At 44.5% G+C, this 22,362-nt stretch carries 28 protein-coding genes and 1 pseudogene; 6 read left to right on the top strand and 23 right to left on the bottom strand.

Annotated features, from left to right (window positions below):
- Position 1: 1 nt before the first annotated feature.
- Positions 2-1,843: a translational GTPase TypA gene (gene typA / locus M4I42_RS01470; RefSeq protein ID WP_268850491.1), complete on the bottom strand. Its 1,842-nt coding sequence runs from the start codon at positions 1,841-1,843 to the stop codon at positions 2-4.
- Between the two features lie 117 nt (positions 1,844-1,960).
- On the opposite strand from typA, the gene M4I42_RS01475 reads away from it, so the two are divergent.
- Complete coding sequence (locus M4I42_RS01475) at positions 1,961-2,146, top strand: YlaF family protein (protein WP_268850492.1); 186 nt, start codon at positions 1,961-1,963, stop codon at positions 2,144-2,146.
- A gap of 28 nt (positions 2,147-2,174) precedes the next feature.
- Here M4I42_RS01475 and M4I42_RS01480 read toward each other — a convergent pair whose 3' ends face one another.
- The 4 genes from M4I42_RS01480 to M4I42_RS01495 form a co-directional block, all read right to left on the bottom strand.
- Positions 2,175-2,963 (bottom strand): inositol monophosphatase family protein, encoded by a 789-nt coding sequence (locus tag M4I42_RS01480; protein ID WP_268850493.1) that lies wholly within the window; start codon positions 2,961-2,963, stop codon positions 2,175-2,177.
- A 129-nt stretch (positions 2,964-3,092) separates the two neighbouring features.
- Entirely contained in the window at positions 3,093-3,281 is a 189-nt protein-coding gene (locus M4I42_RS01485) for a hypothetical protein (RefSeq protein WP_268850551.1), read from the bottom strand.
- Positions 3,282-3,400: 119 nt separating this feature from the next.
- A complete protein-coding gene (locus M4I42_RS01490; protein ID WP_268850552.1) occupies positions 3,401-3,682 on the bottom strand; it encodes a UPF0223 family protein in 282 nt (93 codons plus the stop codon).
- 17 nt (positions 3,683-3,699) lie between these two features.
- Complete coding sequence (locus M4I42_RS01495; protein WP_268850494.1) at positions 3,700-4,659, bottom strand: NAD(P)H-dependent flavin oxidoreductase; 960 nt, start codon at positions 4,657-4,659, stop codon at positions 3,700-3,702.
- 228 nt (positions 4,660-4,887) lie between these two features.
- On the opposite strand from M4I42_RS01495, the gene M4I42_RS01500 reads away from it, so the two are divergent.
- Positions 4,888-6,360 carry an aminotransferase class I/II-fold pyridoxal phosphate-dependent enzyme gene (locus tag M4I42_RS01500; RefSeq protein WP_268850495.1) on the top strand — a complete coding sequence of 491 codons (1,473 nt, stop codon included), beginning with the start codon at positions 4,888-4,890 and terminating at the stop codon, positions 6,358-6,360.
- 127 nt (positions 6,361-6,487) lie between these two features.
- Here the strand turns inward: M4I42_RS01500 and M4I42_RS01505 are convergent, their stop codons facing one another.
- A complete protein-coding gene (locus M4I42_RS01505) occupies positions 6,488-6,610 on the bottom strand; it encodes a GapA-binding peptide SR1P (protein WP_268850496.1) in 123 nt (40 codons plus the stop codon).
- 144 nt (positions 6,611-6,754) lie between these two features.
- Positions 6,755-7,057, bottom strand: a complete 303-nt coding sequence (locus M4I42_RS01510; protein ID WP_268850497.1) for a DUF3055 domain-containing protein — start codon at positions 7,055-7,057, stop codon at positions 6,755-6,757.
- A gap of 109 nt (positions 7,058-7,166) precedes the next feature.
- Here M4I42_RS01510 and M4I42_RS01515 point away from each other — a divergent pair, with 109 nt between their 5' ends.
- Positions 7,167-7,568, top strand: a complete 402-nt coding sequence (locus tag M4I42_RS01515) for a DUF1885 family protein (RefSeq protein ID WP_268850498.1) — start codon at positions 7,167-7,169, stop codon at positions 7,566-7,568.
- Positions 7,569-7,585: 17 nt separating this feature from the next.
- Here the strand turns inward: M4I42_RS01515 and M4I42_RS01520 are convergent, their stop codons facing one another.
- The 6 genes from M4I42_RS01520 to M4I42_RS17140 all read right to left on the bottom strand — a co-directional run bounded on the left by M4I42_RS01520 (position 7,586) and on the right by M4I42_RS17140 (position 13,279).
- Positions 7,586-7,825, bottom strand: a complete 240-nt coding sequence (locus M4I42_RS01520) for a hypothetical protein (protein WP_268850499.1) — start codon at positions 7,823-7,825, stop codon at positions 7,586-7,588.
- A gap of 101 nt (positions 7,826-7,926) precedes the next feature.
- Complete coding sequence (lpdA, locus tag M4I42_RS01525) at positions 7,927-9,336, bottom strand: dihydrolipoyl dehydrogenase (protein ID WP_268850500.1); 1,410 nt, start codon at positions 9,334-9,336, stop codon at positions 7,927-7,929.
- Positions 9,337-9,340: 4 nt separating this feature from the next.
- Complete coding sequence (locus tag M4I42_RS01530) at positions 9,341-10,648, bottom strand: dihydrolipoamide acetyltransferase family protein (protein WP_268850501.1); 1,308 nt, start codon at positions 10,646-10,648, stop codon at positions 9,341-9,343.
- Positions 10,649-10,715: 67 nt separating this feature from the next.
- Positions 10,716-11,693, bottom strand: coding sequence for an alpha-ketoacid dehydrogenase subunit beta (locus tag M4I42_RS01535; RefSeq protein ID WP_268850502.1), 978 nt, complete (start codon positions 11,691-11,693; stop codon positions 10,716-10,718).
- Positions 11,694-11,695: 2 nt separating this feature from the next.
- On the bottom strand, positions 11,696-12,805 hold the full coding sequence (gene pdhA, locus M4I42_RS01540; RefSeq protein WP_268850503.1) for a pyruvate dehydrogenase (acetyl-transferring) E1 component subunit alpha: 1,110 nt from the start codon (positions 12,803-12,805) through the stop codon (positions 11,696-11,698).
- A 369-nt stretch (positions 12,806-13,174) separates the two neighbouring features.
- Entirely contained in the window at positions 13,175-13,279 is a 105-nt protein-coding gene (locus M4I42_RS17140) for a YkyA family protein (RefSeq protein WP_442864061.1), read from the bottom strand.
- A 199-nt stretch (positions 13,280-13,478) separates the two neighbouring features.
- Between M4I42_RS17140 and def the strand changes: the two genes are divergently transcribed.
- Positions 13,479-14,033 carry a peptide deformylase gene (def, locus tag M4I42_RS01545; protein ID WP_268850504.1) on the top strand — a complete coding sequence of 185 codons (555 nt, stop codon included), beginning with the start codon at positions 13,479-13,481 and terminating at the stop codon, positions 14,031-14,033.
- 28 nt (positions 14,034-14,061) lie between these two features.
- On the opposite strand, the gene M4I42_RS01550 is transcribed toward def, so the two are convergent.
- Positions 14,062-14,838 carry a Cof-type HAD-IIB family hydrolase gene (locus tag M4I42_RS01550; RefSeq protein ID WP_268850505.1) on the bottom strand — a complete coding sequence of 259 codons (777 nt, stop codon included), beginning with the start codon at positions 14,836-14,838 and terminating at the stop codon, positions 14,062-14,064.
- Positions 14,839-15,298: 460 nt separating this feature from the next.
- Between M4I42_RS01550 and M4I42_RS01555 the strand changes: the two genes are divergently transcribed.
- Both M4I42_RS01555 and rnjA read left to right on the top strand, forming a co-directional pair.
- Positions 15,299-15,508, top strand: a complete 210-nt coding sequence (locus M4I42_RS01555) for a DNA-dependent RNA polymerase subunit epsilon (RefSeq protein WP_268850506.1) — start codon at positions 15,299-15,301, stop codon at positions 15,506-15,508.
- 3 nt (positions 15,509-15,511) lie between these two features.
- Complete coding sequence (rnjA, locus tag M4I42_RS01560; RefSeq protein ID WP_268850507.1) at positions 15,512-17,179, top strand: ribonuclease J1; 1,668 nt, start codon at positions 15,512-15,514, stop codon at positions 17,177-17,179.
- A gap of 136 nt (positions 17,180-17,315) precedes the next feature.
- Here the strand turns inward: rnjA and M4I42_RS01565 are convergent, their stop codons facing one another.
- The 9 genes and pseudogenes from M4I42_RS01565 to M4I42_RS01605 form a co-directional block, all read right to left on the bottom strand.
- Positions 17,316-17,984 carry a potassium channel family protein gene (locus tag M4I42_RS01565; protein ID WP_268850508.1) on the bottom strand — a complete coding sequence of 223 codons (669 nt, stop codon included), beginning with the start codon at positions 17,982-17,984 and terminating at the stop codon, positions 17,316-17,318.
- Positions 17,985-18,140: 156 nt separating this feature from the next.
- A pseudogene (locus M4I42_RS01570) lies at positions 18,141-18,503 on the bottom strand (TlpA disulfide reductase family protein); the annotation flags it as partial.
- A 52-nt stretch (positions 18,504-18,555) separates the two neighbouring features.
- Positions 18,556-18,798 (bottom strand): YkuS family protein, encoded by a 243-nt coding sequence (locus tag M4I42_RS01575; protein ID WP_268850509.1) that lies wholly within the window; start codon positions 18,796-18,798, stop codon positions 18,556-18,558.
- Positions 18,799-18,855: 57 nt separating this feature from the next.
- Entirely contained in the window at positions 18,856-19,977 is a 1,122-nt protein-coding gene (locus tag M4I42_RS01580) for an N-acetyldiaminopimelate deacetylase (RefSeq protein ID WP_268850510.1), read from the bottom strand.
- Positions 19,978-20,018: 41 nt separating this feature from the next.
- Positions 20,019-20,729, bottom strand: coding sequence for a 2,3,4,5-tetrahydropyridine-2,6-dicarboxylate N-acetyltransferase (dapD, locus tag M4I42_RS01585; protein ID WP_268850553.1), 711 nt, complete (start codon positions 20,727-20,729; stop codon positions 20,019-20,021).
- Between the two features lie 71 nt (positions 20,730-20,800).
- The gene (cbpB, locus tag M4I42_RS01590) at positions 20,801-21,250 is read right to left on the bottom strand and encodes a cyclic-di-AMP-binding protein CbpB (protein WP_268850511.1); all 450 of its coding nucleotides are present in this window, start codon (positions 21,248-21,250) and stop codon (positions 20,801-20,803) included.
- Positions 21,251-21,337: 87 nt separating this feature from the next.
- Entirely contained in the window at positions 21,338-21,538 is a 201-nt protein-coding gene (abbA, locus tag M4I42_RS01595; RefSeq protein ID WP_268850512.1) for an antirepressor AbbA, read from the bottom strand.
- A gap of 162 nt (positions 21,539-21,700) precedes the next feature.
- Positions 21,701-21,961 (bottom strand): YkuJ family protein, encoded by a 261-nt coding sequence (locus M4I42_RS01600; protein ID WP_268850513.1) that lies wholly within the window; start codon positions 21,959-21,961, stop codon positions 21,701-21,703.
- 116 nt (positions 21,962-22,077) lie between these two features.
- Positions 22,078-22,314 carry a hypothetical protein gene (locus tag M4I42_RS01605; protein ID WP_268850514.1) on the bottom strand — a complete coding sequence of 79 codons (237 nt, stop codon included), beginning with the start codon at positions 22,312-22,314 and terminating at the stop codon, positions 22,078-22,080.
- Between the last annotated feature and the right edge of the window lie 48 nt (positions 22,315-22,362).

The raw sequence follows: 22,362 nt of genomic DNA on the forward strand, positions 1-22,362 counted from the left end.
TTTATTTTGCCTGCTCGGCCGCTTTCTTTTTCTTCGCTAGCTTCTCGCGCTCATTTTTGTCTAAAATTTTCTTGCGCAAGCGAATCGACTGCGGTGTTACTTCACAATACTCATCGTCGTTCAAATATTCAAGCGCTTCCTCGAGCGTCATTAGCCGCGGCTTCTTCATCGTCACCGTCTGTTCTTTCGTGGCGGAACGAATATTCGTCGCATGTTTCACTTTGCAAATGTTAACGACTAAATCGTTTTCGCGCGTATGCTCACCGACAATCATTCCTTCATACACTTCCGTTCCTGGCTCGACAAAGATCGTGCCGCGGTCCTCGACTTGCATAATGCCGTAAGCCGTCGCTTTTCCTGTTTCCATTGAAATGAGCACACCTTGGCGCCGTCCACCAACAAGTCCCTTTTGCGCCGGGGCATAATGGTCGAATGAATGGTTTAAAATTCCGTATCCACGCGTCAATGACATAAATTCTGTACGGTAACCAATTAATCCGCGCGCTGGCACCATGAAAATGAGGCGGACTTGTCCATTTTCCTGATGAATCATATCGACCATTTCTCCTTTGCGCACGCCGAGCGATTCCATAATCGCGCCGGTATATTCTTCCGGAATGTCGATTTGCACGCGCTCGATCGGCTCACAAAGCACACCATCGATTTCTTTCATAATGACTTCCGGTTTCGATACTTGTAGTTCAAACCCTTCGCGCCGCATATTTTCAATTAAAATCGATAAATGCAATTCACCGCGGCCGGAAACGATCCATGCATCAGGCGAATCAGTCGGCTCGACGCGCAAGCTCACATCCGTTTCGAGCTGCGTATGAAGACGCTCTTCGATTTTGCGGGCAGTAACATACTTTCCTTCCCGCCCAGCAAATGGGCTATTATTGACTAAAAACGTCATTTTTAACGTCGGTTCATCAATACGCAATGCTGGCAACGCTTCTTGATGCTCAATCGGGCATACCGTTTCGCCAACGTTAATATCTTCCATTCCAGAAACCGCAATAATATCGCCCGCTTCCGCTTCCATAATTTCGATTCGCTTTAACCCGATAAAGCCAAATAGCTTCGTCACGCGGAACGTCTTGACCGATCCATCTAATTTCATTAAGGCAACTTGCTGCCCGACTTTGATCGTGCCGCGAAACACACGCCCGATCCCGATTCGGCCGACATAGTCGTTATAGTCGAGAAGCGCCACTTGAAATTGAAGCGGCTCGACTCGATTGTCGACAGGAGCGGGAATATGTGCCATAATCGTTTCAAACAGCACCGTCATATCGCTTTCTTGCGTATGTGGGTCCAAGCTCGCAGTTCCGTTTAACGCGGAAGCGTAAACGACTGGAAACTCTAGTTGTTCTTCCGACGCTCCTAATTCAATAAACAAATCAATCACTTCATCGACGACTTCTTCCGGACGAGCAAATTCGCGGTCAATTTTATTGACGACGACAATCGGCGTCAAATGTTGCTCTAACGCTTTTTTCAAAACAAAGCGCGTCTGCGGCATGCAGCCTTCGTAAGCATCGACGACGAGCAACACGCCGTCGACCATGCGCATAATTCGCTCTACTTCCCCGCCAAAATCGGCATGTCCCGGCGTGTCTAAAATGTTGATGCGCGCATTTTTATAATGAATGGCTGTATTTTTCGCTAAAATCGTAATTCCACGTTCTCTTTCCAAGTCATTGCGGTCAAGCGCCCGTTCTTGCACCTGCTCGTTCGCGCGGAACGTGCCGGATTGGCGCAATAGCTGATCTACTAACGTTGTTTTTCCATGATCGACATGGGCGATAATTGCAATATTTCGAAGATCTTCTCGCCGTTTCACTTTGTTCACTCCTATGTGTAAATTGCTCGTTTATTATATCATAAAGAGGATAGAAAAGCGGAATGTTTTCGTGTAGACTTAAAAAGAAGGGAACGAAAGGCAAGAAAGGGGATTTTCATGAAACCGTTTCAACCGGTCTTTTTATTGTTTGCGATTTTAGCTGCCTCGTCAATTATGGCGATCGGCATTTTTATTGCGGAACAAAGCACGATCGGCGTTGTTATTTCCATTGTTGTCTTTGTTATCGTTATGGGAATCGGGTTTGCCACTAAAAAGCGGATGCGCGAAAAAGGCACATTATAATCGGGACAACAAAACGCTTGTCCCGATTTTATTTGCGAATATACTTCGTTACAATTTGTTCATGGAGCCCTGGTTTGGCCACCAATACAGAGTTTTGGCCAAGAAGTTGGAGCGGTTCTCCGTATACATTCGTCACGATCCCGCCAACTTCTTCGACAATCACAAGTCCGCCCGCAAAATCCCACGGTGACAACCGCATCGTGATGTACGCATCCAATCTTCCGGTTGCGACATACGCCATTTCTAACGCAGCAGAACCGTATGACCGCGTCCCACGCACTGCTTTGACAAGCGGTGCTAATACAGACGGATCGATGCGTGCATTTTCAATCACCCACGTCGTATTCAGCGAAATAATCGCTTCCGAAATCTCTACCGGCTGCAGACGCGGAAGCGGCCGGCCATTTAAAAACGCTCCTTTCCCTTTTTGGGCATAATATAATTCATCGTGCACAACATCGTAAATATAGCCAAGCTGACCGATCCCGTCGTGAAAAACACCAATGGAAATAGCAAAATTTCGCTGTTGATGGATAAAATTCATTGTTCCGTCAATCGGGTCGATGATCCAGACGACACCATCTAACGCTCCTACATCATCGCCAAACCCTTCTTCGCCAAGCACGCGATGCTCCGGAAACGTTTCTTTAATCCGTTCAATAAAAAACTGCTCCGTTTCTTTGTCCACATTTGTTACTAAATCTTTTCGATTCGATTTCATTTGTACCGTCAATTGTTGCTCAAACGTTTCACGAATGCGGACACCGGCTTCCTTCAGCCATTTTCGGGCACATTCATCGATGTGTTCCCAATTCATTTTTTCCAACTCCTATCGAAAAAAATCATCATAAATTTTTATGTACGAATATACATTAGAATAGTGCAAGTTGGCACATTCTGCAAGAAAAAACGAACCGTATAACCATGGTTCGCCATCGATCTGTCTTTATAGTTGAAGACGCATAAGTTCTTGACGTAATTTTTCCAACTTTCGTTTGCATTCTTTTTTCTTCTCTTCATCATTTTCCATCATCGCTTCGTAAAGGGTTGCTAACTCATAATCCAATTCAAGCTTAAGGACCGCCATCCGTTTTTCTCCATCCGTTCGTTTTACCGAATTGACTGTTTTTTTCATCAATATAAGCACCCCTTTCCTTCTTGTCGTTGCCTTTGAAATCACAAAATTTTCTGATAGTGATTGTTTATATATATTATGTAAGGAAAGGGGGCTATGCAACAAATTTGTGTATTCGTCTAATTTTTTTCGGTCATGTGAATCCAGTCGCCACTTTTTGACTCTTTCGCTTTTTTCATGACGCGGTAAGAAGAATAGCCGCTCGTTTTTTCAAACTCATCACACCATTTTTTCTCTTCGCTTTTGCTCGGAACAATTTCTTTAAAACGGCGATATATGCTCATTAACTGTTCCCGTTCCATTCCTTGTTCATAGACGGTTTCGACCGCTTCAAAAAATTTAATGACATCGATAATTTCTTGCGTTGTCCAATCATAAGAAAACGGGTACGAATAACTCAACATGTTCACCTCCGCTGTTAGTTTGCCCAGCGATGGCGAATTTGTTCCGCTTCACGAATCATGCGAGCGAATAATTCCGCAACCGTCGGCACATCATGGATCAATCCCATCACTTGTCCGGCCCAAGCAAACCCTTCTTTCGTTTCTCCATCGTAAATAAACCGGCGGTTCGCTTCCCCACTTATGTATTCTTTTAGCTGCTCATACGTTCCGCCTTGTTGTTCGATTTGTAAAATTTTTTCGGTCCACTCGTTCGCAATCGCCCTTCCCGGCGCTCCTAAACTTCGCTTAATGACAACTGTATCGTTTTCAGAGCCTTTCACAAGCAACTCCTTATATAGCGGATGGGCGTGAACGCATTCTTGCGTCGCAATAAACCGCGTTCCCATTTCAATTCCTTCCGCTCCAAGCGCCAGCGCTGCCATTAACCCTCTTCCGTCTCCGATGCCACCAGAAGCAATGACCGGGATCGACACGGAATCCACGACTTTCGGAATAAGCACAAACGTCCCAATATCGTATTTTCCTAAATGGCCGCCTCCTTCTTGACCTACGACCATTACCGCATCAGCCCCTAGCTCTTCGGCTTTCACCGCTTGGCGGACGGCTGCGACAAGTACTAGTTTCTTTACGTCCACACCTTTTAATTGATCAAAAAACGGGGCAGGGTTTCCTCCCGTAACCGATACGACTGGCACTTCCTCTTCGATCGCCACTTCAAGCATATGCGAAAACGGTCGGCCGTGCTGTCCGATCGCAAAGTTCACGCCGAATGGTCGGTCGGTTTTTTCCCTTACTTTTCGAATTTCCTCGCGCAATGCCTCCGGTGTTGGCAACGACATCGCGGTAATTTGTCCTAATCCACCAGCGTTGGAAACGGCCGCTGCCAAATCCGCGTACGCTAAATACGCAAGCCCTCCTTGAATGATCGGGTATTCAATCGCCAATAACTCTGTCACTCTCGTTTTCCATTCCATTTATTCCACCTCCTATGTATAAGTATAATATGTTTCGAGAATGCTTGCCTCATTTCCTGCGTGTTGATTGGCCAACTTTTTTATATGTCGCTATAACCGCTACGCGTTGGTGCGCAACGCCTTCACCATATGGGAAGAAATGATGCAAAAATGATTCTTTGCAAACGGTGAAATAAGTGCTATAATGCATTTGTTTTATTTTTATGCAAAAAGAGGTGTGAGGGAGCATTGTCACAGTTTGAGACACCGTTATTTACCGGACTGCTAGAACATATGAAAAGAGATCCGATTCAGTTTCACATTCCTGGCCATAAAAAAGGGGCGGGAATGGATCCGCAATTTCGTGAATTCATCGGTGAAAATGCATTAGCCATCGATTTAATTAACATCGGTCCTTTGGATGATTTGCATCAGCCAAAAGGGATGATTAAACGCGCGCAAGAGCTAGCGGCTGAAGCGTTTGGCGCCGATTATACGTTTTTTTCCGTACAAGGAACGAGCGGGGCAATCATGACAATGGTCATGTCCGTCGCTGGTCCTGGCGATAAAATTATCGTGCCGCGCAACGTGCATAAATCGGTCATGTCCGCCATCGTGTTTTCCGGCGCGACCCCGATTTTTATTCATCCAGAAGTGGATAAAGAGCTTGGCATTTCGCATGGCATTACGCCGGAAGCAGTGGATAAAGCGTTAACGCAGCATCCTGACGCCAAAGGGGTGCTCGTCATTAATCCGACGTATTTTGGCATTGCCGGCGATTTGAAAAAAATTGTCGAAATCGCCCATGCGCATGGTGTGCCTGTTCTTGTCGACGAAGCGCACGGCGTGCATATTCACTTTCATGAAAAACTGCCGCTTTCTGCGATGCAAGCAGGAGCAGATATGGCAGCAACGAGCGTTCATAAGCTCGGCGGGTCGATGACACAAAGTTCGATTTTGAACGTGCGCGAAGGACTCGTTTCTGCCAAGCGCGTCCAAGCGATTTTAAGCATGTTAACGACGACATCGACGTCGTATTTGTTGCTCGCTTCCCTCGATGTCGCCCGCAAGCGGTTAGCGACAGAAGGCCGAGCGCTCGCTGAAAAAGCGATTCAGCTGGCGGAAGCAACGCGCGAAAAAATTAATGAAATTCCGCATTTGTATTGTGTTGGTAAAGAAATTTTAGGAACGAAAGCAACGTACAATTACGATCCGACGAAACTGATCATTTCCGTAAAGGAACTTGGCTTAACGGGGTATGACGTCGAAAAATGGTTGCGGGAAATGTACCATATCGAAGTCGAGCTGTCCGATTTATACAATATTTTATGTATTATTACACCAGGCGATACAGAAAAGGAAACGGACGTACTAGTGAAGGCGCTGCGCCATTTATCGGAACAATATCGCCATCAAGCGGATGCAGGTGTAAAACCGAAAGTGTTACTGCCAGACATTCCGGCGCTTGCGTTAACGCCGCGCGATGCGTTTTATTCGGAAACAGAAGTCGTGCCGTTTGAACAATCCGCCGGACGAATCATCGCCGAATTTGTCATGGTCTACCCACCGGGGATCCCGATTTTCATTCCTGGCGAAATTATTACGGACGAAAACTTAGCCTACATTAAGAAAAATCTCGAAGTTGGGTTGCCGGTGCAAGGACCAGAGGACGATACGCTACAAACACTACGCGTTATTAAAGAACATAAGCCGATTAGGTAAGCGAAAAAGAAGGGTGTCCGCATAGGTACCCTTCTTTTTTAAATGTAAACAAAAAAAGCACATGCCTCTCCCGTTCTGCATGCGCTTTCATTTATTTAAACCTTTCCCCCATTGTTTCTACACCGTTTTACTCTTGTTCGTCTACTTCTTCATAGCCACATTCTGTGCATTTTCCGTAAAGCGTCGTTACTTTTTCGTCCTCAAAATGCCCGATCGTTGAATTGCATGTTTGACAAACGATTGTGCCCATCCCCATAACCCCTTTATGATGATTTAATGATTGGCTAATTTCATAATAATATATCATATTTTGTTTGTCAACATCTAATTTGTATGTCACATTTATTTTAGAGCATGACAAAAAGCGGGCATAATGCCCGCCTTTTGTCGTATATTAATAATCGTATTCTGGATGCAATGCTGTTGCCGGGATGACATCAGAGAAAAATTCGGCTAAATCCGCCGCCTGCTCGGCTGTATCAATTCGGAAAATTCGCTGCAAATACTCGTGGTTTTCAACATCTTTTGGATCGAGGAGGGTCGAGCGGCCTGTTTGCATACAAATCACCAGAGGTTTACCAAAAAACATGTTCGTATACACGATTCCAAAATCGTACCGCGTATCCTTTGTCGTAAAGCCAACGAACCGCACTTTTACTTTTTCATACTCATCATACAACTTTTCAAACAAATTCATAAACACCCCTCCTTTAAATATACTGAATTTTATTATAATTCAAATATCTTTTATAATCAATAGAAAAAATTTTTCAATAATGTTACAATAAATCCGGGGGTGATAGACCATGTCTACGCATGCATACATAAAGCTTGTACCGGCATCGAAAAAGAAAACGATTACACTTGAAGACGTAAAAGAGCTGTTTCACACATATCAGGCAATGATGAAAAAAACAGGCGAGCAGCTCGGGTGGGGATTTGAAAACGCCTCGTTTCCTTATCAAATCGTAGAAGCAGACGGAAACGAACAATGGTTTTATTTGAAAGGAACGACCGACCGTTACCATTCGATTATTATTGGTGTCGGTCAAGAAGAAGAAACACCATTTATTCAAGTGACGCTCCCAAACAGCGCTACGCACGGAGACAAAGGGAAAGCGAACGAATTTTGCAAATTTCTCGCGAAACAATTAGAAGGAGAATTGCATTTATTTAATGGCAGAGTCATGTATTATTATAAACGATAGCCCAAAGCTATCGTTTTTTATATAAATTCCCACACGAAATGTTGGCAACTAAAATAAATGATGGCTGTAAAGCATGTCGTCCACAGCGCTTTTTTCGTTCGCATACCTACTTTCCGCGCAAGCAAAAACGCCAAATATAAAAACATGCAAAGCAACATCCCGCGAAATAGCGGGCGATCGCGACCAGACAGCCATTCGACGAGCGAAAAACTACTCCAAATCATCATTTGCAGCAAAAAAACGACATACTCTTTCATCGGACGATCCCCTTTTTTCCTTTTACCATAACGATATGAACTCTCTAGATAAAATAGTCATAAAAAAAGGACATCCCACACCGGGACATCCTTTTGTTTCTTTATTTAATAATATGAATCGGGCTGCCGAGAATGACCTCGGCTGTTTCCATCGCAATCTCCCCTAAAGTCGGGTGCGCATGGATCGTCATCGCAATATCTTCCGCCGTCATGCCTGCTTCAATCGCAAGGCCAAGCTCTGCAATCATATCTGACGCGTTCGGACCAACAATTTGTGCACCAATGATGACACCATCATCTTTACGCACGACGAGCTTCATAAAGCCTTCGGCATCGTTCAACGCTAATGCGCGACCGTTTGCTGCAAACGGGAATTTCGCTGTTATTACTTCAATGCCTTCGTCTTTGGCTTGTTTTTCGAAATAGCCGACAGAAGCGCATTCTGGATCAGAGAAGACAACAGCAGGAATCGCCAAATAATCAATTTCTGACGGATGGCCGGCAATCGCTTCCGCAGCGATTTTTCCTTCGTAAGACGCTTTATGTGCTAGAGGCGGACCAGCAACAATATCACCAATCGCATAAATATTCGGTACGCTCGTACGGCATTGTTTGTCGATTTCGATTAATCCACGCTCCGTCATTTTAATGCCCACTTGTTCGAGTCCTAGTTCATCTGTGTTTGGACGGCGACCGACTGTCACAAGCACATAGTCAGCATCAACGGTTTTTGTCTCGCCTTTCACTTCAAATGTAACCGTTACACCATCTTCACGCTCTTCAACACCTTTGGCGATCGCGTTTGTAAATACGTCGACGCCTTTGTTCTTTAAGCGGCGCTTCACAACTGCCGTCATCTGCTTTTCAAAGCCAGAAAGAATTTCGTCAGCACCTTCAAGAATCGTTACTTTTGTACCAAAGTTTGCATATGCAGTGCCAAGTTCTGTACCGATATAGCCGCCGCCGATGACTACCATCGATTTCGGAATTTCCGGCAAGTTTAACGCACCTGTGGAATCAAGTACGCGTTTCGAGAACTTAAACGCTGGCAGTTCAATCGGGCGAGAACCAGTCGCGATAATTGCGTTTTTGAATTTGTACGTTTGCGCGCTATTTTCCGTCATGACACGCACCGTATTCGCATCGACAAAATACGCTTCCCCGCGGACGATCTCGACTTTATTTCCTTTTAACAGTCCTTCTACGCCGCCTGTTAATTTTTTCACGACGCTCGCTTTCCACTCTTGCACTTTGGCAAAATCAACCGTCACGTTTTCTGCTTTAATGCCCATCTCTTCAGAATGTGTTGCCACTTCATAGCGATGCCCCGCCGAAATTAACGCTTTCGATGGGATGCAGCCAACGTTTAAACAAACGCCGCCAAGATTGCCTTTTTCCACAATTGTTACTTTTTGGCCTAATTGGGCGGCGCGGATCGCGGCAACATATCCGCCAGGACCGGCACCAACGACAAGTGTTTCCGTTTCAATTGCAAAATCGCCGACTACCATTGTTTTACGCCTCCATTAATAATAATTCAGGATCGTTTAATAAACGCTTAATATGGTTCAAGGCATTTTGTGCCGTTGCTCCGTCGATCATGCGATGGTCAAAGCTTAACGATAACGCTAATACCGGCGCAATCACGATTTCACCGTCACGCACAACCGGCTTTTCCGAAATGCGACCAATGCCAAGAATCGCTACTTCCGGATGGTTAATGACCGGCGTGAACCATTGTCCGCCCGCAGAACCGATATTCGTGATCGTGCACGATGCACCTTTCATTTCTTGCGGGAGAAGTTTGCCTTCGCGCGCTTTTGTCGCAAGCTCATTAATTTCTTTCGCAAGCGTAAAAATGGACTTCCGATCAGCATGTTTCACGACCGGAACGAGCAACCCTTTGTCTGTGTCCGCTGCAATGCCGATGTTGTAATAATGTTTATGAATGATTTCTTCCCTTGCATCGTCAATCGACGTATTTAATGCCGGGAATTCACGTAATGCCGACGTCAACGCTTTGACGACATATGGCAAGAACGTAAGTTTGATGCCTTTTTGTGCTGCCACCTCTTTGAACTTTTTCCGATGCGCGACAAGCTTTGTCACGTCTACTTCGTCCATCAACGTAACGTGCGGTGCAGTATGTTTCGAGTTGACCATCGCTTTTGCGATCGCACGGCGGATACCGCTCATTTTCTCGCGCGTTTCTGGGAATTCGCCTTCAAGCACAACTGGCGCAGCAGCAGGTTTCGCTTCCGCTTTCGGCGCTGCTTTTTCTTCCACCCGTTGTTCCACTTGTGCAGCTGGTTCTGCTGGCGCTGCCGCTCCTGTACCGCCTGCTAAGTATGCATCAATATCGCTCTTTAACACACGTCCATTTTTTCCTGTTCCTTGCACGAGGCGAATATCTACCCCTTTTTCACGTGCATATTTGCGCACGGAAGGCATCGCAATCACGCGGCGGTTCGGATCTACTTCCGTTGCCGGTGCTGCTGGTTGCTGTGTTTGCGAAGCTTCTTCTTTTCTTTCTTCTGCTTTCGGTTCATCGTGATCTTGCCCTTTGAATTTTAAGTTTTCATATCCAGGGGCATCAAATGTCACGAGCGTTTGTCCGACGGTTGCAACCGTTCCTTCATTTACTAAAATTTCTAACACTTTCCCTTTGACAGGAGAAGGGATTTCGACGACTGCTTTATCGTTTTGCACTTCGCATAGCACGTCATCTTCGTTTACTTCATCCCCAGGCTTTATGAACCACTTGACAATTTCACCTTCGTGAATTCCTTCACCGATATCTGGTAGTTTAAATTCAAACGCCACTGTTTGTCGACCTCCTATTTTTCACGAATGCTATGGAGGAGGAAGATCCCTTCCTCCTTCCCCTTTTTTAGAAACTCATGACTTTTTTCGCTGCTTCGATCACATCTTTAAAGTTCGGTAACCAAACTGGTTCTGCTTGCGAGAACGGATAAACGGTATCTGGTGCAGCTACGCGCAACACTGGTGCTTCAAGGCTGAGAATCGCTCGTTCATTAATTTCTGCTACGACGTTTGCCGCAATACCTGCTTGCTTTTGCGCTTCTTGTACAACAATGGCGCGGCCTGTTTTTTCAACAGACGCAATAATCGTTTCAACGTCGAGCGGCTGAACAGTGCGTAAATCCACAACTTCTGCCGAAATGCCTTCTTTTTCAAGCTCCGATGCCGCTTTTAACGACTCGTGTACCATCGCACCATACGTAATAATTGAAACGTCTTTTCCTTCGCGCTTAATGTCGGCTTTGCCGATCGGAATCGTATATTCCCCTTCCGGCACTTCTTGACGGAATGAACGATACAATTTCATGTGCTCTAAAAAGATGACCGGATCGTTGTCACGAATCGCCGAAATGAGCAATCCTTTTGCATCGTACGGCGTGGAAGGAATGACTACTTTTAAACCAGGCTGTTGCGCAACAAGTCCTTCTAAGCTATCCGCATGCAATTCCGGCGTATGAACACCGCCACCAAATGGCGAACGAATCGTAATCGGTGCGTGGAAACGCCCACCTGAGCGATAACGCATGCGCGCCATTTGTCCGGAGATCGAATCCATTACTTCATACACGAACCCGAAAAATTGAATTTCCGGAACTGGACGGAACCCTTGTAGCGCTAGACCGATCGCCAAACCGCCGATCCCTGACTCCGCAAGCGGTGTGTCAAATACGCGCTCTTCGCCAAATTCCGCTTGTAACCCTTCCGTTGCACGGAATACGCCACCGTTTACTCCAACGTCTTCCCCGAACACTAACACGTTTGGATCGTTTTTCATTTCGATGCGCAACGCATCCGTGATCGCTTGAATCATTGTCATTTGCGCCATGCTTATTTCGACTCCTTCTCTTTATAAATTTCATATTGTTCTTTTAAGTTGAACGGCATCTCTTCGTACATGATGCTCATTAAATCCGTCACTTTTTGTTTTGGTGTTTCATCGGCTTTCTTAATCGCTTCTTTAATGTCTTCTTTCGCTTGCTCGATGACGCGATTTTCTTCTTCCTCGCTCCATAATCCTTTTTTCTCTAAGAATTTGCGGAAGCGGACGAGTGGATCTTTTTTCTCCCATTCGTTTTCCAATTCTTTCGTGCGATAACGAGTTGGGTCGTCTCCCGCCATCGTATGCGGACCATAGCGGAAGCATAACGTTTCAATGAGCGTCGGCCCTTCGCCATTAATCGCTCGCTCGCGCGCTTCACGCACCGCGACGTATACAGCTAACGGATCCATACCGTCTACTTGAATGCCAGGGATTCCTGCTGCTACTGCTTTTTGGGCAATTGTTTTCGCTGCGGATTGCTTTTCGACCGGCGTCGAAATCGCAAAACGGTTGTTTTGCACAACGAAAATCGCTGGCGCTTTAAACGCACCGGCAAAGTTAATTCCTTCATAAAAATCGCCTTGTGACGCACCGCCGTCACCAGTGTACGTGATCGCGACTGCTTTTTTGCCGCGTTTTTTCATACCTAACGCAACCCCGGCTGCTTGAATGATTTGCGCCCCAATAATAATTTGCGGCGGCAATACGTTCACACCTTCAGGAATTTGGTTTCCATGGAAATGGCCGCGCGAGAACAAAAACGCTTGATAAAGCGGAAGCCCGTGCCAAATCATTTGCGGAACATCACGATATCCCGGCAAAATGAAATCTTCTTTTTCAAGGGCAAACTGGCTTGCTAGCTGGCTTGCTTCTTGTCCTGCTGTCGGCGCATAAAACCCTAAACGGCCTTGGCGGTTTAACGAAATGGAGCGTTGGTCGAGCACGCGCGTATACACCATGCGGCGCATTAATTCTTTTAACTGCTCATCGCTTAAATTCGGCATCGCTGCTTCATTTACGATTTCGCCTTCTTCATTTAAAATTTGAAATGTCGGAAACTGCTCAGCAACTTTTTCTAGTTGTTCTTTTACATTAAATACGGATGTTTTTGCACCCATTCCTTTCACCTCTACCTTTCTTCTATAAAAAATAAAATGTAATTTCACCAGTTTTCCTCTAGCCTTAATGTGCCCAAATTTCGCGATAAACAGACAACGTTCATCGACCTTGCTATAATTAGTGGAAATAAATAAAAAACACCAAAACTGTATTAATGATTATTCAATAAAAATTAATACAATACTCACTTGTATTTTTTAGTTTACACCTTCTTATTTCAGACGTCAATTACTTTGATCTTACTAAATTACACTATTGGTATGTTTTTTAAATAAAAAAGATCTGTTATAGTATATATCTAAATCTGTATTATATTCTGTACTATATCATATCATCCAATTTTATGTAAAAAGCTGTCGTGTCGACAGCTATTGAAGTTCATCGTGTAATTGTTTCTTTTCTTGATTGTACTGCTTTGTATATTCGTTAAATTGCTCGTTAGCATCGAACATTTTTTGATACGCATCGTTGATATTTCGCTACTTGCTCAAATAGGTTGACCATTTCTTTTTCAGATGCCCACATATTGCAAGCTTGTAGTAAAATAACGATGAGCATGGATAGTATACATTTCGTTGCTTTCAATAATTGTTCCCTTCTTTCTTTTCGCTATTTTGTTTACGTCAAAAGGAAATGTTTGATAAACTTACATTTATAAAGGAGTGAACAGCGATGATTACGATGAAAGATATTATTAAAGAAGGGCATCCAACATTGAGGCAAATAGCGGAACCGGTCTCTCTTCCAGCGTCCGAAGAAGATCAAGCGATTTTACAAAGCTTATTAGAATATGTAAAAATGAGCCAAGATCCTGATTTAGCAGCCAAATACGGACTACGCCCAGGCATCGGATTAGCTGCGCCGCAAATTAATGTATCGAAACGAATGATTGCCGTTCACGTGCAAGATGAAAAAGGGACATTGTATAGCTATGCGTTATTTAATCCGAAAATTACAAGCCATTCGGTGCAAATGTGCTATTTAACAAGCGGGGAAGGATGCTTATCCGTTGACCGCGACGTCCCTGGCTACGTCCCGCGCTATGCCCGCATTACGGTGACCGGTACGACGTTAGAAGGGGAAACGGTTACTTTGCGTTTAAAAGGATTGCTAGCCGTTGTTTTCCAACATGAAATCGACCATTTAAACGGCATTATGTTTTACGACCATATCGATCAAGAAAACCCGTTTAAAGTTCCAGAAAATGCAATCCCTATCGAACGCTGAGCAAAAAGAAGGGCACCTCGGCCCTTCTTTATTTAATTAACTCCAACTGCTGTAGTCCGTATAAAATTCCTTCTTCGTCGACCCGCTTCGTTACAAGGTCCGCTACCTTTTTTACTTCTTCTTTTGCATTGCCCATCGCTACTCCCGTGCCAACAAACTGTAACATCTCCATATCGTTCAGTCCGTCGCCAAACGCGTATACGTCTTCTTTTGGAATGCCGATTCGCTCAATTAGTTTGCGAATGCCTTCCGCCTTTGAGCCGCCAAACGGCAACACATCCGTCGATACACTATGCCAGCGGACAAAATGAAACTCCGGATAGGCCTGCACATACGCATATTCTTCTTCCGGCTTGCAAAACAATAGCGCCTGATAAATATCACGGTTTTCGTAATAAGCGGCATCCAACGGAGGATGAGAAAATTTTAAACTGCCCATGCTTTCATGAATGTATGGGTGATTTTCCACACTCGCCCGCATGTTTTCCGCGTCCATAAAAACAAGCGGATGCCCGTTTTCGTGGGCAGATTCCTTCAATTCATGCAGCTTATGGCGCTGCAAAGGGTTTTTATAAATGACACTTCCTTCAAACACAACATATTGACCATTAAAACTGACAAACGAATCAATCTCCAATTTCTTTCGTAAATCTGCAAACATAAACGGTGCTCTTCCAGTGGCGATCGCGACATACACACCAACTTCTCTTAACGCCTGCACCGCTTGGACTGTCGATCGCGGCAGTTCTTTTTTTTCGTCAAGTAACGTTCCGTCGATATCAAAAAACACAATTTTTTTTCCCATCATTTCTCACCTATACAATAAAAATCTTTGTTTCATCACTACGTTAATGGAAAAAATAAGCGGTGTCAAATAAAACGAGGTTCCAACTTTCTCCATGAAAAACACGCCTTCATATTCATATACTAAAGACAAGGACATTTACTTTCTCCAAGAAATGAGTACAATAAGAAGTAGGGAGTGGTGTGAGATGTTGAAAAAGCTCAAGAAAAAATTGCTCCAACAATGGAAAGATTTGCTCCGAAAGAAATCCATCGCCTAGCGTCATAAGCCCTTCTGTAAGAAGAAGGGCTTTCTTTTAAAACGATGCCATGAATGAAACTGCCTCATTTCGTCAAAGATGATAACGCCCGCAAACAAAGGACGGATAAAATACCGAAAATAAAAAACATGAAAAACATCTTCATTTTATATATAATAAAAAAGTTAAGGAAATTATCGGTCAGTAAGGAGAGATTTTGCAATGATTTTTAAAGTGTTTTATCAGGAGAATCCGAATGAAGTGCCTGTGAGGGAAAAAACGAGGACGTTGTATATTGAAGCGGAATCAGAGCGCGACGTACGCCAAAAATTAAAAGATCGGAACCTCAACATTGAGTACATTCAACTGCTTAAAGGTGCTCATTTAGAATATGAAAAACAAAGCCCAAATTTTTCGGTATTGGAGATTTAAACGATGAAATTTTTAAAAGAAAACCAAGTTGGCGTATTTGCTCTCGGCGGATTAGGCGAGATTGGAAAAAATACATATGGCGTACAATTTCAAGATGAAATTATTGTAATTGATGCTGGTATTAAGTTTCCAGAAGATGAATTGCTCGGTATTGATTATGTCATTCCAGATTACAGCTATTTAGTGAAAAACGCGGAGAAAGTAAAAGGGGTATTTATTACTCACGGGCATGAAGACCATATTGGTGGCATTCCGTATTTGCTTCGCCAAGTGAACGTTCCGATTTACGGAGGTAAACTTGCCTTAGGACTCATTCGCAACAAATTAGAAGAGCACGGACTGTTAAGCCAAACGAAATTGATCGAAATTAAAGAAGACGATACTATTCGCTTTCAAAAGACAGCGGTCACGTTTTTCCGGACGACCCACAGCATACCGGACAGCTATGGCATCGTCGTGAAAACTCCTGCGGGGCAAATCGTACATACAGGGGATTTTAAATTTGACTTTACCCCTGTCGGTGAGCCGGCTAATTTAACAAAAATGGCCGAGATCGGAAAAGAAGGCGTGTTATGTCTATTGTCCGACAGCACAAATAGCGAAATCCCGCATTTTACGATGTCGGAGCGCCGCGTCGGCGAAAGCATTCATGATATTTTCCGGAAAGTGCAAGGACGGATCATTTTCGCAACGTTCGCTTCCAATATCCATCGTTTGCAACAAGTGACAGAAGCAGCGGTTTTAAACAACCGCAAAATTGCCGTATTCGGCCGCAGCATGGAAGCAGCGATTGAGATTGGACAGCAGCTCGGCTATATTAAATGTCCGAAAGATACGTTTATTGACGCCGGACAAATTAATCGTCTTCCAGCCAACCGCATTACGATTTTATGCACAGGAAGCCAAGGGGAACCGATGGCCGCTCTATCGCGCATCGCCAACGGTACACACCGCCAAATTCAAATCATCCCTGGTGATACGGTCGTCTTCTCTTCTTCTCCAATCCCAGGGAATACGGTGAGCGTCAATCGAACGATCAATATGCTGTATCGTGCGGGAGCAGAAGTCATTCACGGACCGTTAAGCGACATCCACACCTCCGGCCACGGCGGACAAGAAGAACAAAAATTGATGATCCGCCTGATGAAACCGAAATATTTCATGCCGATTCACGGAGAATACCGGATGCAAAAAATGCACGCCAAACTCGCGGTCGATTGTGGCGTGCCGGAAGAAAACTGCTTTATTATGGACAACGGAGAAGTGCTTGGATTAAGCGAAGACGAAGCAGGCATCGTTGGAAAAGTGCCATCAGGTTCTGTCTATATTGACGGCAGCGGCATCGGCGATATCGGCAATATCGTCTTACGCGACCGCCGCATTCTTTCGGAAGAAGGGCTTGTCATTGTCGTTGTCAGCATTAACATGAAAGAGTTTAAAATCGCCGCCGGTCCAGATATTATTTCCCGTGGATTTGTGTATATGCGCGAATCCGGCGATTTAATTAACGACGCACAAGCGCTCATTACGAAACATCTCGAAAAAGTGCTTGAACGCAAAACGAACCAATGGTCCGAAATTAAAAACGAAATTACCGACACCCTCGCACCGTTTTTATATGAAAAAACAAAACGAAAACCGATGATTTTGCCAATTATCATGGAAATTTAAAAAAACCGCTCTGTTATGAGCGGTTTTTTTACTATAAAATGGAGCTGCTGTCTAGTTCCAAGCGCCAGCTAATGCTCTCCGTCTTTTTCTTAAGCGGCTAAGGCTTGTGTGGCCTCCTCAGATCTGAGTGCTTTCCTTATTCGTTGCTCACGACTTTCGCTTCGAAGCGGTCGATATCTTCATCCGCGCCGATGACAATGAGCACATCGCCTTTGCGAATAATTTCCGAAGCAAGCGGCGACACAATGACTTGATTGCCACGTTTAATCGCCACGATGTTAATGCCATAGCGAGCGCGAATATCGAGCTCTAACAACGAATGCCCGTCCAAACGGTCGCTTGCGGCAATTTCTACAATACTATGTACATCCGACAGTTCTAAATAGTCGAGAACGTTATTAGAAATAATGCTATGAGCAATCCGCTCTCCCATATCCCGTTCTGGGTGAACGACTTGGTCGGCGCCGATTTTCTTTAACACTTTTTCATGGTAATCGTTTGTCGCTTTTACGGTAATGTTTTGCACCCCAAGTTCTTTTAAAATTAATGTCGTTAAAATACTTGCTTGAATGTTGTCACCAATCGCCACAATCACATGGTCAAAATTGCGGATTCCTAAACTTTTCAATACGGCTTCATCGGTTGAATCCCCTACCACGGCATGGGAAGCGATCGACGCATATTCATTGACGCGATCCTCATCAATGTCAATTGCCAACACTTCCATGCCTTGCTCGCTTAATGTGCGGCAAATGCTGCCGCCGAAACGACCGAGCCCAATAACCGCAAACTGCTTCTTTTTCACATGAATTCCCCCAATATTAGGTTTGCTATACTTTCAAATGTAATACGTCCTCTTTAAAAACGCAAACAAGAAAAGTGATGATTTTCCATTAAATTTTATTGTACAACTCCTTATAACAAAAAAGAACTAGCCAGACGGCGTAGTTCCTTTTGCTCGTTATTCCGTTTTTTGATTTTCTTCCAACACACGGGTAACGCGTTTTTCGAGCATTTTCATGCCACTTCCTCCTGCTTGGAAATGGCGAAGTTTCCCTTCCGCGTCAAACACATAGTACGCAGGAACATATTGGTTCTCGAACGCTTCTGTAATTTTATGTTCGTTATCGATTAAAATTGGTTGCGTGATCCCATGTTCCTCCGCTGTTTGTTTCACAAGTTCGATATCTAAATCTTTCTCGGAACGCGGCATATGCACAGCGACGACGTTCAATTCATGTTGATAGCGATCGCGAAACTCATTCACTTGCGGCATCGCTTCTTTGCAAAGATGGCAGCTTACGGACCAAAAATGAATCAACGTCAGTTAGACCTTCTTTGCTGAATATCAACCAAGTCGCCTTCGCTTTTCTTGGTTAGCGCACTTTTTCTTCGACTTTTTGGCAAATTTCTTCCGCCGTTAATCCGCTCGCTTCGATCACGGCGCCTGCGGTGACAGCGTTTTGAATGCCCATAACGTTTACGTCTTGCCCGGTCACCACGCAGCAGTCACACCCTTTCGCATCGCTTTCTTGCCGAAGCGGAACGACTTCGTGTCCTCTTTCTTTTAATGCCATTTGTACATTCGTTAATGATGGTTCTACACCAATTTTTGCCACCACCATCCACCTCCTCCGTTACATAATGTGTCTGAATAGAGGTGGAAATATACAAAGTTAATTGTTTCCTTTCCATGAAAGATACGCTGTCAACAACGAAATCGCTTTGTCGATCGCGCGCTCGTCCGGCGTCAATTTCGCATGGTGCAAGCCGTACGGTGAATCAACGCCGAGCCAAAACATAAACCCAGGAATTTTTGCAAGCATATAGCCAAAATCTTCCCCCGTCATCGCTTCTTTGCAGCGAACGACTTTTATATTAGGAAGTTGCTCCGCAAATTCAATGAATTCGGTTGTCAGCACTTCATCGTTATCGACTTGATGATACATGGAGCCGTAGTCAATCGTCGCTTCGCACTGATAAGCGATTTCGATCCCTTTTACGATCGCTTCAATTCGCTCTTTTACTTTTTGCATCGATTCAACCGATAACGTGCGAATCGTTCCTTCTAAACGCGCGCGTTCGGCAATGACATTTTGGACCGTTCCCCCAGAAATTTTCCCGATCGTGATGACGGCGCTATCAAGCGGATCGACGTTGCGAGCAACAATCGATTGCAGCTGCGTCACAAGCGTGCAAGCCGCAACGACCATATCATTAGCCAAATGCGGAAATGCCGCATGGCCGCCTTTTCCTTTTAAATCAATAAACAGTTCCGATGTATTCGCAAAGAGCAGCCCTGGTTTCGTCGCAATCGTACCGACCGGATATTCAGGGGCGATGTGCAACGCAATGATCATATTAGGCAACCATTGCTTCATGGCCTCGCTTTCTAGCATCGGCAATGCTCCCCCCGGCCCTTCTTCTGCTGGCTGAAAAATGAAAAGTAAATCGTCGCGAATCGGATGATGAACAAAATGCGTCAGCACGCCAAGCGCAATGCTCATATGAAAATCGTGGCCGCATGCGTGCATTTTCCCTTCATGCTCGGAACGATATGGCAGCTCTGTTTCCTCAGTAATCGGAAGTCCATCGATATCCGTGCGATAAGCGATCATTTTCGTCGGTTGAAGGCCGTTGACTTTAACAAAAATGCCTGTCCGCCATGTTTTGATTTCAAGTCTCTCCTGCGGTAATGTCGCGATATAGTCTAATAAATATTGCTGCGTTTTAAACTCTTGGAAGCCTAGTTCTGGAATTTTATGCAAATCACGGCGAATCGCAACAAACTGGCTCATTTTCCCTCTCCTTTACAAAAAAGCGTGGAATTTCTCCACGCTTATAATTGTCGAAGTTCTTGTTTAATTTCTGTTTTTGCTTTTGTTTTTTCATCAATTTGTTTAATGACGCGAGCTGGTACACCAGCCACAACCGTATAAGGCGGAACGTCTTCAATAACTACCGCACCTGCCGCAACGACGGCCCCTTTTCCGACGGTCACGCCTTCTAAAATGACCGCGTTCGCTCCGATCACAACATCATCTTCTACGATCACCGGTTTCGCAGAAGGCGGCTCAATAACGCCCGCTAACACTGCGCCTGCTCCGACATGGCAATTTTTACCTACAGTCGCTCGTCCGCCGAGCACAGCGTTCATATCAATCATCGTTCCTTCGCCGATGACAGCCCCGATATTAATGACTGCCCCCATCATAATGACTGCGTTGTCACCAATTTCGACTTGATCGCGAATGATGGCGCCTGGCTCGATCCGTGCTTTAATTCCTTTTAAATCTAGAAGCGGAATAGCGGAATTGCGGCGGTCGTTTTCGACAACGTAATCTTCAATACGGTCTTTGTTCGCTTCCAACGCTTCTTTAATTTCCTGCCATTCGCCAAATACGACACCAGTATTTCCTGTAATAAATGTTTTTGCATTGGCGCCAAAATCAATGCCGTCAAGGCTCCCTTTTATGTATAGTTTGACCGGTGTTGCTTTTTTGCTATTTTGAATAAAAGCAATAATTTCGTTAGCATCCATCATTTTCATCATCGTATCCTCCTTTTTTGCTCTTATTTTTTTACTTTAACAAAACAAAGTTCACGCTGACAAGTATAAATTCATCCTTTCGCGTTTAGCCGACGTAGCTGCCGGTTCAACCGCTTTAATACTTCCCGCCTTGTAAAAATCCCTTCAAAATAGCCGTTATCATTTTCTACGCAAACAAACGGGTGGTTAACGACTAACTCAATGCCTTTGATAACATGGTCATTCAACATTAACCTTGGAATGTCTTTGTTCATTACTTGTTCGACTTTCATCGTTTCCAGCCGTTCAAACTCAATTCGTTCCAACCCTAAAATCGCATCCATAATGGCGGTCATGCTAATTAGACCATGAAGTTTGTACGATGTATCAAGCACTGGGATTGCGGAATATCCTGTCCTTGTTAATACGAGCAACGCGTGGTCTAAAAAATTACCGATTTGTACGTGCGCCACTTTGTCCGAAGGAATTAAAAATTGCGCTACCGTCTGATGGAAAAATTCTTTACTATCGAAACTAATCATGCCCGCTTTCCGCCTTTCTATTAAAAACTTCCCATCTTCTTTAGTTTACCATACATAACATCGTTACAAAAAAAATAACTACCGCCCTTAAAGCGATAGTTCTTCCCGGAGTCGCTCGTACAGTTTTACTAAATGTTGATAGCGCGCTTCATCGGTTTGCTTTTGCCCGCTTTCCATATCGGCAAGTTCCGAGCTAATAATTTCAAGCGCGTATTGCTGGCTGAACAGCACCTCCAATAACAATTGCTGCTCATCTGTAGACAACTGCTCTGCCCATCGTTTTCTCATCGACACTCCTCCTTAACAACTATCCACTAGTTATATATTCAACGGAGCAAGAAAACAGTCCAAAAATAAAAAGCCTTCACCAACGGAAGACTTTTTACCTTTTGCTTGTACAAATGTTGCGCAACATAAACTGGCAGGCGGGACAAACAACCACCGGTTTTTTCATCCAATCGCCTCACTTTTCTCATCGAGCAATTCAAAAATTTCAATCGCAATCATATCAATGTTATCGAACTGATACGTCTTCGGTTTTTTCCCTTTCTCATACACTTCCAACATGTACGTATCCGTTTTCGCTAAATACGTCACGCTGCATCTTTTTTCGCCGTTGATTTCAAAATTGCGCTGCGGCGCTTCGCTCCCATTCGGTTCTTGCTCGCGAAGTTGCATTAAACGTTGAATAATTCCTAATAATTGAGACATCCATTTTTCCCCTTTCTTTCCGAAAACGAACGGTTTATACTGCCATCTGGCTATTGTCCCTCGACCACATTATAACAAAAAGAGCAGCCCTTTCATAGGACCGCCCATCACGCACGTTACCATTGCGTATTGATCGCCAAATAAATAATCGATCCCGCCGCCAGCAATCCTGCGAGCAAGTATGCTAAAAGAACAGGGTTGCGAGCATATGGATGCTCTTGAATTTTTTCGTTCACCGAAGCATCGTACTCCCCTTGCAATTTTTGCCGCCTGCCGAGCGCAATTGTATAAATAAAGCCAATCACCGCAATGAGCAGTACAAGTATCGACAAAATAAATGAAAGTTGTGCCATCGTCTTTTCACCTCACGCTTACTTTCCCACAAACGCTCCGTTTTATTC

Source organism: Anoxybacillus sp. J5B_2022, assembly GCF_026847645.1.
Lineage (GTDB): Bacteria > Bacillota > Bacilli > Bacillales > Anoxybacillaceae > Anoxybacteroides.

Coding starts and splice junctions, on each gene's coding strand:
- M4I42_RS01475 (WP_268850492.1), top strand. CDS start 1,961: ATGAAACCGTTTCAACCGGTCTTTTTATTGTTTGCGATTTTAGCTGCC.
- M4I42_RS01480 (WP_268850493.1), bottom strand. CDS start 2,963: ATGAATTGGGAACACATCGATGAATGTGCCCGAAAATGGCTGAAGGAA.
- M4I42_RS01485 (WP_268850551.1), bottom strand. CDS start 3,281: ATGAAAAAAACAGTCAATTCGGTAAAACGAACGGATGGAGAAAAACGG.
- M4I42_RS01495 (WP_268850494.1), bottom strand. CDS start 4,659: ATGGAATGGAAAACGAGAGTGACAGAGTTATTGGCGATTGAATACCCG.
- M4I42_RS01505 (WP_268850496.1), bottom strand. CDS start 6,610: ATGGGCACAATCGTTTGTCAAACATGCAATTCAACGATCGGGCATTTT.
- M4I42_RS01510 (WP_268850497.1), bottom strand. CDS start 7,057: ATGAATTTGTTTGAAAAGTTGTATGATGAGTATGAAAAAGTAAAAGTG.
- M4I42_RS01515 (WP_268850498.1), top strand. CDS start 7,167: ATGTCTACGCATGCATACATAAAGCTTGTACCGGCATCGAAAAAGAAA.
- M4I42_RS01520 (WP_268850499.1), bottom strand. CDS start 7,825: ATGAAAGAGTATGTCGTTTTTTTGCTGCAAATGATGATTTGGAGTAGT.
- lpdA (WP_268850500.1), bottom strand. CDS start 9,336: ATGGTAGTCGGCGATTTTGCAATTGAAACGGAAACACTTGTCGTTGGT.
- M4I42_RS01535 (WP_268850502.1), bottom strand. CDS start 11,693: ATGGCGCAAATGACAATGATTCAAGCGATCACGGATGCGTTGCGCATC.
- pdhA (WP_268850503.1), bottom strand. CDS start 12,805: ATGGGTGCAAAAACATCCGTATTTAATGTAAAAGAACAACTAGAAAAA.
- def (WP_268850504.1), top strand. CDS start 13,479: ATGATTACGATGAAAGATATTATTAAAGAAGGGCATCCAACATTGAGG.
- M4I42_RS01550 (WP_268850505.1), bottom strand. CDS start 14,838: ATGGGAAAAAAAATTGTGTTTTTTGATATCGACGGAACGTTACTTGAC.
- M4I42_RS01555 (WP_268850506.1), top strand. CDS start 15,299: ATGATTTTTAAAGTGTTTTATCAGGAGAATCCGAATGAAGTGCCTGTG.
- rnjA (WP_268850507.1), top strand. CDS start 15,512: ATGAAATTTTTAAAAGAAAACCAAGTTGGCGTATTTGCTCTCGGCGGA.
- M4I42_RS01580 (WP_268850510.1), bottom strand. CDS start 19,977: ATGAGCCAGTTTGTTGCGATTCGCCGTGATTTGCATAAAATTCCAGAA.
- dapD (WP_268850553.1), bottom strand. CDS start 20,729: ATGAAAATGATGGATGCTAACGAAATTATTGCTTTTATTCAAAATAGC.
- cbpB (WP_268850511.1), bottom strand. CDS start 21,250: ATGATTAGTTTCGATAGTAAAGAATTTTTCCATCAGACGGTAGCGCAA.
- abbA (WP_268850512.1), bottom strand. CDS start 21,538: ATGAGAAAACGATGGGCAGAGCAGTTGTCTACAGATGAGCAGCAATTG.
- M4I42_RS01600 (WP_268850513.1), bottom strand. CDS start 21,961: ATGTCTCAATTATTAGGAATTATTCAACGTTTAATGCAACTTCGCGAG.
- M4I42_RS01605 (WP_268850514.1), bottom strand. CDS start 22,314: ATGGCACAACTTTCATTTATTTTGTCGATACTTGTACTGCTCATTGCG.